The organism is Cohnella zeiphila, assembly GCF_014212055.1.
Classification (GTDB): domain Bacteria; phylum Bacillota; class Bacilli; order Paenibacillales; family Paenibacillaceae; genus Cohnella; species Cohnella zeiphila.
In genome coordinates this window covers 280246-294842 of record NZ_JACJVO010000001.1, presented here as the reverse complement: position 1 = coordinate 294842, position 14597 = coordinate 280246, and the positions used below count along the sequence as shown (strand labels likewise).

Annotated in this window: 13 protein-coding genes; 2 read left to right on the top strand and 11 right to left on the bottom strand. The window is 60.3% G+C overall.

Annotated elements, in window-relative coordinates:
• Positions 1-56: 56 nt before the first annotated feature.
• Positions 57-869: a divergent polysaccharide deacetylase family protein gene (locus H7C18_RS01285; RefSeq protein ID WP_185127187.1), complete on the bottom strand. Its 813-nt coding sequence runs from the start codon at positions 867-869 to the stop codon at positions 57-59.
• 224 nt (positions 870-1093) lie between these two features.
• On the opposite strand from H7C18_RS01285, the gene H7C18_RS01280 reads away from it, so the two are divergent.
• Positions 1094-1342 carry a hypothetical protein gene (locus H7C18_RS01280; RefSeq protein WP_185127186.1) on the top strand — a complete coding sequence of 83 codons (249 nt, stop codon included), beginning with the start codon at positions 1094-1096 and terminating at the stop codon, positions 1340-1342.
• A 175-nt stretch (positions 1343-1517) separates the two neighbouring features.
• Here the strand turns inward: H7C18_RS01280 and H7C18_RS01275 are convergent, their stop codons facing one another.
• The 8 genes from H7C18_RS01275 to H7C18_RS01240 form a co-directional block, all read right to left on the bottom strand.
• The gene (locus H7C18_RS01275; RefSeq protein ID WP_238357381.1) at positions 1518-2171 is read right to left on the bottom strand and encodes a YkoP family protein; all 654 of its coding nucleotides are present in this window, start codon (positions 2169-2171) and stop codon (positions 1518-1520) included.
• Positions 2172-2332: 161 nt separating this feature from the next.
• Positions 2333-2641 carry a hypothetical protein gene (locus H7C18_RS01270; RefSeq protein WP_185127185.1) on the bottom strand — a complete coding sequence of 103 codons (309 nt, stop codon included), beginning with the start codon at positions 2639-2641 and terminating at the stop codon, positions 2333-2335.
• A 657-nt stretch (positions 2642-3298) separates the two neighbouring features.
• Positions 3299-4186, bottom strand: a complete 888-nt coding sequence (locus H7C18_RS01265) for a family 43 glycosylhydrolase (RefSeq protein WP_185127184.1) — start codon at positions 4184-4186, stop codon at positions 3299-3301.
• Between the two features lie 15 nt (positions 4187-4201).
• Positions 4202-5854, bottom strand: a complete 1653-nt coding sequence (locus H7C18_RS01260) for an MGH1-like glycoside hydrolase domain-containing protein (protein ID WP_185127183.1) — start codon at positions 5852-5854, stop codon at positions 4202-4204.
• Positions 5855-5949: 95 nt separating this feature from the next.
• Positions 5950-7296, bottom strand: a complete 1347-nt coding sequence (locus tag H7C18_RS01255; protein WP_185127182.1) for an ABC transporter substrate-binding protein — start codon at positions 7294-7296, stop codon at positions 5950-5952.
• A gap of 118 nt (positions 7297-7414) precedes the next feature.
• Positions 7415-8248, bottom strand: coding sequence for a carbohydrate ABC transporter permease (locus H7C18_RS01250; RefSeq protein ID WP_185127207.1), 834 nt, complete (start codon positions 8246-8248; stop codon positions 7415-7417).
• Positions 8249-8263: 15 nt separating this feature from the next.
• Positions 8264-9178 carry a carbohydrate ABC transporter permease gene (locus H7C18_RS01245; protein WP_185127181.1) on the bottom strand — a complete coding sequence of 305 codons (915 nt, stop codon included), beginning with the start codon at positions 9176-9178 and terminating at the stop codon, positions 8264-8266.
• 61 nt (positions 9179-9239) lie between these two features.
• Positions 9240-10145 carry an AraC family transcriptional regulator gene (locus tag H7C18_RS01240; RefSeq protein ID WP_185127180.1) on the bottom strand — a complete coding sequence of 302 codons (906 nt, stop codon included), beginning with the start codon at positions 10143-10145 and terminating at the stop codon, positions 9240-9242.
• Positions 10146-10263: 118 nt separating this feature from the next.
• On the opposite strand from H7C18_RS01240, the gene H7C18_RS01235 reads away from it, so the two are divergent.
• Positions 10264-11100, top strand: coding sequence for a phytanoyl-CoA dioxygenase family protein (locus H7C18_RS01235; protein WP_185127179.1), 837 nt, complete (start codon positions 10264-10266; stop codon positions 11098-11100).
• Here the strand turns inward: H7C18_RS01235 and H7C18_RS01230 are convergent.
• Together H7C18_RS01230 and H7C18_RS01225 are read right to left on the bottom strand one after the other, a co-directional pair.
• Complete coding sequence (locus H7C18_RS01230) at positions 11097-12704, bottom strand: response regulator (RefSeq protein WP_185127178.1); 1608 nt, start codon at positions 12702-12704, stop codon at positions 11097-11099. The genes H7C18_RS01235 and H7C18_RS01230 overlap by 4 nt on opposite strands.
• Positions 12679-14502, bottom strand: a complete 1824-nt coding sequence (locus tag H7C18_RS01225) for a cache domain-containing sensor histidine kinase (RefSeq protein ID WP_185127177.1) — start codon at positions 14500-14502, stop codon at positions 12679-12681. The genes H7C18_RS01230 and H7C18_RS01225 overlap by 26 nt, the downstream gene beginning before the upstream one ends.
• Between the last annotated feature and the right edge of the window lie 95 nt (positions 14503-14597).

The window sequence follows — 14597 nt, the reverse complement described above, 5'->3', positions numbered from 1 at the left end:
CAGGGGTTTCTCGACATTCTGGGGCCGCCCGGCCGGGCGGCCTCTTCGGCATGCGTTCAGGGCGCGGAGAGCAGTTCCGAGACCCCTACGAAGCGAACTTCTCCTTCCCACTTCGGAATGACCGACCGCAGCGTTCCCGAAGTGACCAGACCGGACGGGCCGACGTGTCCGATGGCGACGCAGCTGTCCTTCTTGGCGAGTTCTTCTTTCAGCAAGCGAAGCTGCTTCGATACATGATGCATCGTATAGACATCGTCCAGGAACAAGTCGTTCTGCAGCAGCGAAACGCCGACCTCCTTCGCCACCTTCGGGACGACCGTCTTGTAAGAGGTTCGGCTGTCGAGGAAAAACAAGCCTTTCTCCTTGCAAACCTGAAGCACGATCCGCATGACACGTTCGTCCGCCGTCGCTTTGGAGCCCATGTGGTTGTTCATGCCGACCGCATACGGCACGTCGGCGATGGCAGCTTCGACCCGGCGGCGGATCTCGTCGTCGGGGAGCGACGTCAGGATTGCCTTCGGCCCGAGCCAACTGGCCTTTCCGCGAACCGGCTCCATCGGAAGATGGACGATCACGTCGTGCCCTTTGGCATGAGCGGCTTCGGCATCCTGATGCGTCGTCGGGAGGAAGGGCATGATGGCCGTCGTCAGCCGCACGGGCAGCCCGAGCATCTGGTCCGTCCCCTTCATTCCGTTGCCGAAATCGTCGATGACGATCGCGACGCGCTTGATCGCCGCAACTCCGGCGTCTTTCTGCTCGGCGGGAACGGATGCGTACGCATTGCCCGTCCCGGTCAAAGCGAACGCTCCAACTCCCGCCAGCAGAACGATTCTCCCCCAGCCTCTGGATGAGATCCGGAGAAATCTCATTCGTTTTTCCTCCTTTAATTGCCGAATCCGTAATCCCTTTTAGTCTGGCTGGGCCTCAGGAGCTTTATTCCAACATGTTCGATGTTCGGAAGCCGGAACTGAAGTGCTTATGGGAGCTTTTCGGAAAATCGCTATCGCTTTTCGCGAGTATAGGCATTTGAACAGTCGCGGCAGGCCAATGCCCCGTATACTGTACAACATCCCAGGAAAGGAGTTTGATTGGAATGTCCGACCCGTCTTGCCCGAGCTGTCCGACACAGACCGTTTACGATCCGCCCCAGGCTGTATATGAGGATTACTACCATCCGCAAGTCGTCAACGTCGTTCATCAGGTGGAGGTGATTCGCCGCCATCATTGCGTGCCGGTGCCGAATCACGTGTATACCTGCACGACCAAAGACGTTTTCTGCGGCACCGGGATGGCGGATGCCCGCGGCTTCCGCGGCGGATCCAGGTCGAGAGGCAGACGCTGAGGATATCCCCCAAAAGTGACGGGAGCTGGCGTAGCCTATTCCGAGTACTTTTGGGGGAGGCCCCGTGATATAGCCGAGGCGTCGGAAAGCCCCGAGGCGCCTTTCCGAAAAGAAGCCGATCCTGCGCCCTTCGATAAAGGCGCCGAATCGGCTTCTTGAGAGCAAGGTCCGTTTTTTAGTTCGTATGCGATTGCGGCTGAGCGAATTGCCGCCGCAGCGACGAGCGGGAATGAACGAGACGCATCGGCGTCAGCTTGCCGCCGTTGCCAGCCACTCGGCGGCCTCCCTCGGGATGAAGGAACCTAAGCAGCACTCGCAGATAGAAGGCGCACATCCGTTCCTCCATCCGCGAAGGCAATCTCTGCAGCTCGAAGCCCAGTCCGTGGAGCAGCCCTCGATGCAGCAGCGTAATGCCGGTCAACCCCCGGACACGGACAAGCTCCGGGTGCGACTCGAGCGCAGCCTGAATGCACCGCATGTCGTCCCGGGCTTGCCGCGCCGTCAGAAGCGCCGCCCGGCTCGGGGACATTTCCCGCGTCAGCTCCAGCACCTTGGCGTTATCCAGATGAAGCTCCCCGATTAGCTCGCCCCTCTCGATGCGCGTGCCGTCCCGGCAAACGATCGGCTTCCCGCGATGCCGTTTGACGAGCAGCTTGCAGATGCCGAACGAATACGTTCCCTCGCTGCCCCACTCCATGCCGATGCCGACAACCTTTTCCCAGGCCATCCAGACGGTCTGCCTCGCCCGGGCTCCCGCGGCATGCGCGATTCCCGCGCTCGGCGTCCTCCATTCGGCGTTCAGCGCCACGGTCCCTTCTGTCTTCCCCATTAAGAATCCCCGCTTTCGTCTCGTTTTCTCCTTAACTCCATTCTAGGAAAAAACGAGAGACGCGCCGATTGGCCCGCGTCGCGTTCGCGGGAGTGCGGAAGTCGGGTTTCGACCTGGACTTCGGGAGGGGATGACGGGAGAAGAAGGCGTTGAGATTCCGGTCAGCTCTTGTTCCGCTTCGCCCCGGGCGGATTGATCACCTTATTGTGCAATTGCGCCGCCGCGGATGCCACCAGAAATGCGTTCGCGAACGACAGCACGTACAGCCGCCAGTCGGCGGAGTCGGCCCCCTTGGCGATCTGGGCGAGCAGCAGAATGAGGAACGACACCCCGACCGCGTAAACGTCCGTCGGCAGCCAGGAAGCGATCCGGTCCACCAAGCCTTTCGTATATTGCACGACGAAAAAGGTTAGCAGCGACGCTCCGCCGATCGCCGACAGCGACTCCCACGTAAATAATTGTCCTTCCATCGTTCGCTTCCTTTCCGTCCGACATCCTCTCTTGTATTCATACGATGTCGGTGCGGAAAAGATGAACGGTTGTCCGTCGGACGGCGTTACCGGTTTTGAACGTTTTCGACGCCTGCGTCTAGAAAGCTCCGAAGACGCATCAGGACGGCCGAACATGCTTACGTCCCTGTAAGTCGATTTTATCGACTTATTCTCCTTCCGGACGTCCCATCGGTCCCTGTAAGTCGATTTTATCGACTTATTCCTCATCCGGACGTCGCATCGGTCCCTGTAAGTCGATTTTATCGACTTATTCCTCGTCCGGACGTCGCATCGGTCCCTGTAAGTCGATTTTATCGACTTATTCCTCGTCCGGACATCCCATCGGTCCCTATAAGTCGATTTTATCGACTTATTCCTCGTCCGGACGTCGCATCGGTCCCTGTAAGTCGATTTTATCGACTTATTCCTCGTCCGGACGTCCCATCGGTCCCTGTAAGTCGATCTTATCGACTTATCGCTCGTCCGGACGTCCCATAAGTTCCTGTAAGTCGATTTTATCGACTTATCGCTCGTCCGGACGTCGCATCGGTCCCTGTAAGTCGATTTTATCGACTTATTCCTCGTCCGGACGTCCCATCGGTCCCTGTAAGTCGATTTTATCGACAAGAGGACCGATCAAATCTCCGCAAGCCCGATCCGTCCGTCTCGCTCCTCGATCTCCATAAACAGCGGCCGTTCTTCGGGCGTCCGGTTCGGCGCATGGATCGTGAGCAGGAGCCGGCCGTCGAACGCGCGGAACACCATGCCGTGCCCGCCGTCGTTCCGATAGAGCGCCTCCGGCTGATGAATCCAGGGGCCGAGCACATCTCCCGACTCCGACCGGGCGACGCCGAGCGCGTACGTGTTGTCGATGAAGCTGGCCCACAGCATATAGAGCGATCCGGAAGGTCCGCGAAACAGGAACGGTCCGTCCGTCACGTAATTGACCGTATCCGGATATCGCGGAGACACGAACGGCGTCGTCCACGGCGCCTCGGACGCCCGGAACAGCGTGACCAGCTCGCCCTCCGCTTCCTTCAGATCGGCGCTTAGCCGAACGGCGCACACTTCGCCGTCGCCGATCTGCTGCCATTCGTGGCAGAACACCATCCACGGCCGACCCGATTCGTCCGTATATAAGCTTCCGTCCAGCGAAGTCCAGCTTTCCGGCGTCACGGGCGCGGGGCTATGCGGCGCGAACGGGCCGAGCGGGCCGTCGGCGGCGAGCACGGCCGTGCCCAGCCGGCCGTTGTCCTTGCGGCGGAACGTCGCGAACATATAGTAACGGCCGCCGACGGCGTACACTTCCGGCGCCCAGAAATTCGTATCGGAGTAGAAGCCGGCCGGCGGACGGAATACCGGGAACGGGCCTTCCCAGTCGTCCAAATTGTCGCCCGCATAGGCGTCGAAGCCGGTTCCCGGTCCCCAGATGTTCGCGTCGGTGCTGCCGAACAGATAATACTTGCCCGCGGCCGGGTCGGGCAGGACGAACGGATCCCGTATTTGAATGTCTTTGTTTTTCACCGCAATTATCGCTCCTTACTCGTAGGTCGGATAGATCAAGCCGATATCCCGCTCGCTCTCGAATTTCCCGTCCGAGAATCTGAGCAGCTGGTTTCCTTTTACCGCGAACGGAAACTCGCGGCCTTCCCATCGCAGCGTTCCTTCGACCGTACGGACGCTCATGCCGATCACGCCGATCGGCTGCCCGAATCGTCCCGCGATTACCCGAACGCCGGACGGAAACGCCAGATGAGGCATGCCGTCGCGGTAAAGCTCGGATCCGCCGCGCAAGTTGAGCAGCTCATACCGGACGCCGTCCACCGTCCGGGCGTACGCGGTCTCGCCGGCCGCTTCCTCGCCATGATCCATCGCGTAAGGCGTCAAGCCGGTGAACCACAGCTCGCCGTCCGGCCGCGGCAGAATGCCGCTCAGCCGCTCCACGTAATCGAGCAGGCACAGAATGGAAGGCGAATACGCCTCGGTGAAGCCTTCCTCGCCGGTCCATGGGCTGACCGCTTGCGCGAAGCGGGTCGCCTTGGCGAACGACGACAAGATCGGTTGCATCGCCCAAGTCAGCTCGACGTGCCGGTGGTGATGCTCGAACGCGTGAGGCGCGCGGATCAGGCTCAGGAAGTTGGACGGACCGGCCCAGCTGTTGTAGCTGGAGAACGGATCGAAGCGCGGGTCGTCCATCGCCATGGAGGTAAACGGATATTTGGCGAAAAATTTTCTCGTATTCAGCAGATAGCGGCGCAGCGACTCGTCGAAAAATTCCCGGTCGCCGACCTCGCAGGCCATGACGCGGAGCAGCACGTCCGACTGGATTTTCACGAGCCGGTCGTGCCGGTCGCGATCGTAGAAGAAGTGATCCGCCTCGTCGAAGCAGAAGCGGAACAGCGCGTTCAGGCTTTCCGCCGCCTTCTCGCGCCATTCTTCGCCCGATTCGCCCAGCTCTTCGGCCATCCGTGCCAGGTAAAGGCGCTGGCAGTAGACGTTGGCGGTCAAGTCCGGCGCCAGGAACGGCAAAATCGGCGAGTTCGGATCGCACCGCTTCGAGTCGCCTTCGTGCGGCGTATCCGGCACGTGCCAGAATCGAGGCGACAGATCGTGGCCGGTATCGAACGTGCTGAACGCTTCGACGCAGCCGGTTTCTCTCGTATTGCGGTGTTCGGCAAGCCAGCGATCGTATCGCGCCATCGCCCCGTACATTTCCGCAAGGAAGACCCGGTCCCGGCCGTGCAGCGAGTAATGGTTCCAGACGCTGCGGGCAAGCGGGCTGACCAGCTGGATCTGACGGTAGGCCGGGCCGTTCTCCGTCACTTTATAAGGAAGCATTCCGTCTTCGCGCTGATGGCGCGCGAAGGTCAGGTACGTCGCTTCCGACACGCCGGGAAGAAAGCGCGAGAGCAGCTCCGCGTTGATCGTTCCCGTACTCTCCAGCCAGCAGCCGAGATAGATGCCGCCTTCGTGGAGAATCGGCTTGTCGCCGCCGGTCGGAACGATGCAGTCCAGAAGTCTTCGCAGCGCGCGGTAGTAGACTTGTTCCAGCTTTCCTTCGGACGCCGCGAAGCGGACGCCCGTCCGCTCCCACTGCTCCGCGATCGGGCGATCGGAGCTCTTGCCGAGTTCCCCCAGCCGGTCGATCAACTTGATCTGCCTTAGCTTGTTCAACAATGGATGCTCGTTCAACGGATCGTTCCCCGCTTTCCCCGCGCAAATCCCCCGAGGGGGCCGGAGGCCGCAGCGGCCGATCCGGTTCTCTCGGGGGACGATTCACGCGCTCTTTATTGGTTGCTCTGGAAAATCTTCACCGTACCGGAATAGAAATCGGAGACGGCCTTTTCCACGTCCTCTTTGCCGAACCCGATCTTCTGCACCGTATCGTCCGACAGCTTGATGAACTCCGAGTTGCCCGGAGGGTTGTAGCTGATTGCGAACGGTTCCTTCTTGTTCGCCTCGGAGACGCGGCTCGTGAAGTCGTAGACGATCTTGTCGGCGTCGGTCGCAGCGGCTTCCAGCGTCTGGCGGCTCGTCGCCGTCACCGGAACGCCGCGATTATTGCCGAGAATCTTCGCGGCATCCGGATCGTTGATCCAGAAGTTCATGAACGTCGCGACCGCTTCCGGATTTTTCGTTTTTGCGTAACCCGACATGCCCTGGCTCGATTCGAACACGACGCCGGTGCCTTTCGGTCCGCGCGGCACTTGAACCATCGTCAGTTCGTCCTTCGTCAAGCCTTGGAAAGTAGCCAGCATGTTCGACGGGATCAGCGTCATCGCCACTTTGCCCGTCAGGATGAGCGACTTGCCGGAATCGGTCGGCGGGTTGGATACCTGCTGCTCGATCGGGACGACGCCGCCATCCTTCGACGCCTTATCCCAGAACTGGAACCACGGCAGAATGTCCGCTTCCTCGAACCCGAGCTTGTTGTTCGCCATATCGTACAATTGCTTGCCGTTCTGCTTCAGGTAGATGTCTTCGCCGTCGGTCGTAAAGTTGTACGTGCCATAATAGCCCTTGCCCAGCTTGTCGGAAATTTCCTTGCTGATTTTGGCGTAGTCGTCCCACGTCCATCCGTCCTGCGGAACCGGGATGCCGGCCTTTTCGAACATCGTCTTGTTGATGACGATGCCGCGGGCGTTGGCGCCGGCCGAGATATGAACGAGCTTGCCGTCCAGCGTCCCGTATTGGACCATCGTCGTGTCCATGTCGTCCAGGTTCAACTGTTTGCCGACATAGGGGTCCAGGTCGAGCAGCACGCCTTTGCTGGCGTAATCGGTTACGTTGCCGCCGAGGAAGAAGATGTCCGGCGCCGTGCCGGAAGCAAGCTGGGTGTTCAGTTTATCGAAATAGCCGTCGTTCGGGCCAAATTCTCCGGTTACCTTGATGTTCGGATTTTTCTGCTCGAACAGCTCGATCGCCTTGTTCGTCAAGTCGGCGCGCGTCTGGTCGCCCCACCACATCATCCGCAGTTCGACCTGCTTCTGGTCGCCGCCGGCGCTCGAAGAGCTGGCGCTCGGCGAGCTTCCGGACGCGCCTCCTGCATTCGATGCATTGCCGCCGGAGCTGCCGCACGCCGCCAGCGCGACCGTCATCCCGGCCAGCGCGACGCTCATCCATCTTTTCTTCATGTCGATCTTCTCCCCTTGTCATATAAAGTTCAAGCGTTTACAACGCTCATGCTACTTGGAATCGGGCCTGGCTTGAATGTTATTCCTTCGGCTGTTCGCTATCAATTTTTTCGGGTGGTTACTTCAGGCCGGTTGTAGCGATGCCGTCGAGGAAGTAACGCTGGAACGCCAGGAAGATGATCGTAATCGGCAGCAGAGACAGCACCGAGATCGCGAGCAGCGCGCCCCAGTCGGACGAGCCGGACGGGTCGAACAGCGCGCGGATGCCGAGCTGGACCGTGAACAGCTTAAGATCGCTTAAGTAGATCATCTGGCTGAAGAAGTCGTCCCACGTCCAGATGAACGTGAAGATCGCCGTCGTGATCAGCGCCGGTACGAGCAGCGGCAGGATGATGCGGAAGTACAGCGTCCGCTGGTTGCAGCCGTCGATCGTCGCGCTCTCGTCCAGCTCCCGCGGGATGCCGCGAATGAACTGAACCATCAGCAGCACGAAGAACGAGTCGTGAGCCAGCCACTTCGGAACGATGAGCGGGTAGAACGTATTGATCCAGTGCAGCTCGCTGAAAATGATGTATTGCGGCACGAGCGTGACGTGGTACGGAAGCATGATGGTCACGAGCATGAGCGAGAACCATACCTTCTTGAAGCGGAACTCCAGCCGCGCGAAGGCGTAGGCGGCCAGCGAACACGTGACGATGTTGCCGAGCACGGCGAGCGCCGAGACGAGCGCGGAATTGCCGAAGAACCGGGCGAACGTGACGCCCTGAAATCCTTTCCAGCCGTTTCGGTAGTTATCGAACGTGAACGTATGCGGCCACAAGCCCGTCTCCGTGAAGATGTCCTGATTCGGCTTGAACGAGCTGGCGAGCAGCCACAGCACCGGATACAGCATCGCCAGTCCGATCAGGATGATCAAAATATGCTTGATCGCGGCGGAATAGTTCCTTCTCATGGTAAGCATGCCCGTTTACCTCCCTTCCTTGCCGTCGCCGTAGAAAACCCAGTACCTCGAGGTGGCGAAGACGATTCCGGTCAGGACGGCGATAATGATCAGCATGATCCAGGCCAGCGCGGACGCGTAACCCATGTCGAAGTAGGCGAAGCCCTTGAGATACAAATAAAGCGTATAGAACATCGATGCGTCCAGCGGGCCGCCGCGGCCGTCGCCAAGGACGTAAGCGGGCGTGAACGCCTGGAACGAGTTGATGATCGTCATGATCAGGTTGAAGAAAAGCACCGGCGTCAGCATCGGCAGCGTGATGCGGAAGAACTGACGGATTTTCCCGGCCCCGTCGACCTGGGACGCTTCGTACAAGTCGGCCGGAATCTGCTTGAGGCCGGCCAGGAAGATGACCATCGACGAGCCGAACTGCCAGACGGACAAAGCGACAATGGGATAAAGCAGATAGTCGGGGTGAGCGATCCAGGACGGTCCGGCAATGCCGAACCAGCCGAGGAACTTGTTGACGATGCCCTCGCTGTCGAAGATCTGCCGCCAGACGATCGAGATGGCGACGCTTCCGCCGAGCAGGGACGGAACGTAGTAAACGGTCCGGTAGAGGCCGAGTCCGCGGATGCCTTTGTTGAGCGCCATCGCGACGAGCAGGGCGAAGATAAGTCGCAGCGGAACGGACAGGAGGACATACTTGAACGTCAGGACAAGCGAATGGGTGAACGTCGAGTCGTCCGAAAAAATGGTCTTGTAATTGTCGAAGCCGATCCAATGCGGCGAAGACAATAGATTGTACTTCGTCAGCGATAGATACAGCGAACCGAGCATCGGCCCGAGCGTCAGGCAAAAGAAGCCGATCAGCCACGGAAGCAAAAACGCGTATGCCGTGCGGTTGTGCGTTTGCAGCAGCGACCTGCGTGAAGTTCGCATCGCGGGTCCTCCTTCTGATGATATACATCCATCATAAGCAGGCCGCGGGATCGGCTGAATTCTATTTCTTCGGCACTTCGCTATCAATTTTTTCAGAATGCCCGGAACGCCAGCCCGTCGGCGTCTGCCCCGAGAACCGCCGAAAGGCCGCGGCGAAGTGCTGCGTCGAGCTGTAGCCGAGCCGATAGGCGATGTCGGTAATCGGCAGGTTCGATTGCTGGAGCAGCTTCGACGCTTCGGATATTTTGACGTGCTCGAAATATTTTTTGGGCGTAAGGCCGGTATAGCTTTTGAAAATACGGTGGTAATAAGACGGGCTGACGTTCGCTCGGGCGGCCAGTTCCGGAAGGCTCGGATTCCATTCCGGCCGCTCCGTTCCCTCCTTCAGAACGTCGTCGATGCCGATCTTCAGATCGGGAGGCACCGCGTCCGTATCGGCGGTTCCGGCGGCGCAAAGCTGCAGCAGAAAATCGACGAGGCACAGCCGAATTTCGATGTCGGCGAAGCGTCCGCCGGTCTGCAGGGCGGAACGAATGCGCCGAAGACAGCGCAGCGGTTCGGCTCCGGGACGCGTGACCCGGGGCAGACCGTCCAGCGCTTCCTGCAGCCGGCGCAGTTCCTCGCCTCCCAATCCGAGACAGCGGCTCTCTTCGGCCCCCGCTTCCGGGAATCGAACGATCAGCCACCAGAACCGGCAAGGCTCGATCACGTCGTAGCTGCCGCGGTGCGCCTCGCCGGGCTTGGAGTGGAACGCTTCGCCGGTTCGCGTCTCATACGCGTGCCCCCTTACCTCCCAGCTCGCCTTCCCGCTCTCGATATAGACGAACTCATAAGCGTGATCGTGCCGGTGGACCGGCAGCGGAATCGCTTTGCGCGTATCGTCGAAGCCGAACATTTCCAGTTCCGGAATTCCCCACTCGTCGCCGCTCGTCGTCAATCGCTTGATATGTACATTTTTATCGCTCATGTACAAAATCTTACTCTCCACGGTTATGAACGTCAACGGTACGCTTTCTCCCTTATGATGCAGTCATACCGCCAAGCGGCGGGGGAACGCCAAAATCTTCGGTAAGGGGAATCGGACCATGAAGGAAAACATTGTCATCACGCAAGCGGATAAAGAACAGTTCGACCGGGACGGCTACTGGATCAGCCCGAAGCTGCTGAGCGACGAACAGATCGCGGCGCTTCGCGAGGCGCATGAGCGGATCTGGTCGCGCGATTTCGACGGCGACGGCTATCCGATGTACGACGTGCCCCAGTACGATTCGGTCAAGCTTCGCAAGCTGGACAACGGGTGGTGGATCAACGACCGCGTCCGCGAGACGGTGACCGACCCGCTGCTCGGCCGTCTTGCCGCCGACCTGCTCGGCGTGGACAGCATCCGGCTGTGGCACGACCAGGTCATTTACAAGCCTGGCTTGAACGGGGCAAGCTCCAACGCCGGCAACGTCGGCTGGCATCAGGATTACGGCTATTGGCAGTCCAGCGACACGACGAACATGGTCACCGCCTGGATCGCGCTGCAGGATACCGATCTGAGCAATGGCGGCATGATGACGATCCTGGGCTCGCACAAGTGGGGGCTGATCAAGGACAGCGACGCGTTCTTCGATCAGGACATGGACGCCCTGCGCCGGAAGTTCGGAGGAGAACGGGAGTGGGTCGAGGAGCCGTGCATTCTGAAAGCCGGCCAGGCGAGCTTCCACCATGCGCTGACGTTCCACGGTAGCGGCGCGAACCTGACCTCCGCCCCGCGTCTGTCCGTCGTCGCGCATCTGATGCCGGGAAATACGCGTTACAAAGCGCATACGCAAAGGCACGACAACGTCAAATATTTGGGCCCCCGCCCCAAGGACGGCCAGCCGTTCGATAACGAATACTTCCCGCTGCTCTTCGACCGAAACGCCGAACGTTCTTAGGCTTTGCCTTTTCCCGGCGCCTGCTGGCGGTAATCGGACGGGGACATGCCGTACATCCGCTTGAACTTGCTGCTGAAGTAGCTGGCGCTGCCGAAGCCGGTGAGCTCCGAGATGTCCCACAGTCCGAGCTGCGTCGTCTCGAGCAGCCGGACGGCCTGCGCCATTCGGACTTCGGTCAGGTATTGGATAAACGTCTTGCCGACCTTGTTCTTGAACAGCTCCGAGAAGTACGACGCGTTGTAATTGAACCGTTCGGCGATCTGGGTCAAGTTCAGGTCCGACATGTAGTTGTCCTGGATGTACTGCCGGGCGTTCTCGATCAGAGACAAGTCGCCCCCGTCCGCCTCGGCCTGGCGCCGCCGGCCGATCTTGCGGGCGATGCCGCCGAGGAACGCCCCGGCCTTATCCACGTTATCCAGGGCCAGCGCCATCTCGGGCCTCAGCCACAGCTGCTCGGACGAGTCCAGCCGCAGGCGCAGCTCGTTCGCCGCCGCTTCCAGCAGCAGGTACACCTGGAAGATCACTTTGACGAAGCGGGCGGGCGAGACGGCGAGCGCCTCCTGGAGCAAATGCCGGACGGTTCGATCGAACGCGTCCTGCTCCCCTTTGGCCAGATGCCGCGAGGCGACGGACATCTCCTCGTCGGTCGGCTCCAGGGCGTTCTCCGCCCGCCGGTCGTCGCCTGCGAGCTCGCTCTCGGACAAGTTCCACGCAAGCAGCGACGAGAGATAGCCTTCCTTCCACTGCCGGAAGCCGGACACGCTGCGGCTGAGGCCCGCCGTCGGCTCGAAGCCGAGCGCCGCGCGCGACTGTTCCCTTAAGTCCTCCGCGAACCGGTTCAGCCACTCTTCGTCTTCCCAGGTGACGAAGTGCATCAGGCCCGGATAGTTCGGATCGCGGAACGCCTCGCACGCAGGGGCGGCCGCCGCCGCGCGCTGGCGGCAGATCCGCTCGAACGGCAGGCGAAACAGCTCCGGCGCTCCCGCTGTCGCGCTTTCGGAGTCCGCACCCGCGGCCCGCACGTCCCGCTCGCGGAAACCGGCCGTCAGAAATCGTACGTCCCGTTCCGCCCAGTCCTCCAAGCCGAACCTTCCGGCTCCGTCCAGTACGGTCTGCTCCCGGTCCAAATCTCCTTTGACGAGCCGAAGGATAAAGTGCTCTTTCATCTCTTTGTAATATTGGGTCAGCTCCCAGCGGGTCTTCGCTTCCTGCTCCCGCTTCTTCCGCTCCGCGTCCATCGCGGCCGTCAGCTTGGCCAGCACGCCGTTCAGCTCGTCGCGGGCGACGGGCTTGAGCAAGTAGTCGCTCGCCTGGTTGCGCAGCGCCGCGCGAGCGTACTGGAAGTCCTCGTAGCCGGTAATGACGACGACGCGGACGTCGGGGTAGCGTTCGCGGCACGTCTCCAGAAACGAGACGCCGTCCATCACCGGCATATTCATGTCCGTCACGACGATATCGATCAGCTCTTCCTCCAGCTTCTCCAGCGCTTCGATGCCGTTCGACGCTTCTCCGGCCCAGTCCAGGCCGAGCCGCTCGGCATCGATCTTCAGCCGAAGCCCCTCGCGAATCTCCGGTTCGTCATCCACGATCAATAAGCGGTACATTTTTGGGCACCTCCTGTGCGGGAAGGATCAGCTCGATGCGGAGGCCCTCTCCGGATGCGGAGTCCATGCGGACTTCGAACAGCGAGCCGTAATACAGGCGGCAGCGGGCGAGCACGTTGCCGAGGCCGATCTGCCGGTCCCCGGCGGACAGAACCTGATGGGGCCGGGATTCGGCGGCTCGCGCGAGCAGCTGCTGCTTAAGCTCTTCGGACATGCCGGGACCGTTGTCGGCGACGCTCAGATGGACGCGCGCCCCCATGCGCCGGATCCGGACGTCCACGCGGGCGTTGGACTGCTGCCGGAACGCATACTTGACGGCGTTCTCGATGAGCGGCTGCAGGATGAACTTGACCACAATGAGCCGCTCCAGATCCCCTTCTTCCTCGATCGTCAGCCGCAGCCGGTCCCGGAACCGGATCTGCAGGATCGAAGCATACTCCCGCACGTAGCCGAGTTCCTTCTTCAAAGGGATCAGATCGTCGTCGGCCCTTAAGGAGAAGCGCAGCATCTTCCCTAGCGATTCGATAACCTCCACCGAATCGTCGGTTCTCTTCTGCATGGATAAGCTGCTCAGCAGCTCCAGCGTATTGAACAGGAAATGCGGATTGATCTGCATGAGCAGCGCCTTGTATTCCGCCTGCTGCCGAAGCAGCTTCAGCTCGAATTCGTTGCGGATATGGTGCCGGAGCTGGCCGACCATATGGCGGAACGTCGCGGTCGCGAAGCCGACCTCGTTGCGTACGCTCCGCTGCGAAGGCAGCCGGTTCTCGGCGCTGTCGAAGTCCCCCCGCTGGACTTGGCGCATCGCCAGTACAAGCCGGGAGAGCGGCTTCGTAACGCCGTGGGAAAGCCATAGCGAGATCACGAGCGACAGAAGAAGCAGCAGCGCGGCGATCCAGAAAATGCTGCTGCGCAGCTTGAACATCTGAGCGTACAAATCTTGCTCGGACACGAAGCCGACGAGCATCCAATCGGTCAACGCCAGCTTTTTGTACACCATGATCTGCCGCTGTCCGCGCTCGTTCTTGAAGTAGACGACGCCTTGCTTGCTTGAGCCGTCCCGGGCGGATTTGAGCTCGCTCCGAACCGCTTTCCCGGCGTCGTAAGCCGCTTGCGCCAGCATCTGGTTGCCGTCTTGATCGAGAAGGTAGATCGTCCCCTTCTCCCCGAGGTGGATGCGGGTCAGCGGCTCCAGAAAATATTCCGCCCGAACGTTGACCTTCAGTACGATCCGGGCCGCGGACGGTTCGAAAGCGCCGATCGGCATCAGCATGCTGACGACCGGATTGGGGTTGTTGTTGATCCGCATCTCCACTTCGTCGGTGTGGGCGGGAAGCCAGCGAACGCTTTTCTGCGTAAAATTCTGATACCATTCTTGGCGTAGGAACGAGTCGTCTTGCACGACCTGATTGTTCAGGCTGACCCACAGACCCTCCCGGCGGTAGACGGCCACGGAGGACAAGCTGGTGTAGCTGCTGGTCGCTTGCGACAGAAACTTGCTGAGCTTGATATGGGCCAGCATCTTCTCTCCGTCCGGCAGGGCGGGATCGGACACGGCGTCGTCCCATTCGCTCGTCGTCGAGCTGTTGAAGATAAGGGAAGAGAGGTCATAGATTTGCGTCCGGACCATATCGACGTAGGAGCCGTACTCGTCCATTTTCTCCAGGGCGGACGACTCGATATAAGAGCGGATGATGGAGCGGGATTCGTTGAAAATCAGAAACGACAGCGCGCCGAACGACAGCACGAACAGCAGGACGAAAACGGCGATCAAACGGCTTCTTAGCGAATAAAACATGCCTTTCTCCTCCTGGCTTGCCGGCCTTGAGCGACGGCTTTAAGCGGCTTCTCCTCGCTCCTTCATTATATAAGCGGAGCCCGAATTGTCCAATT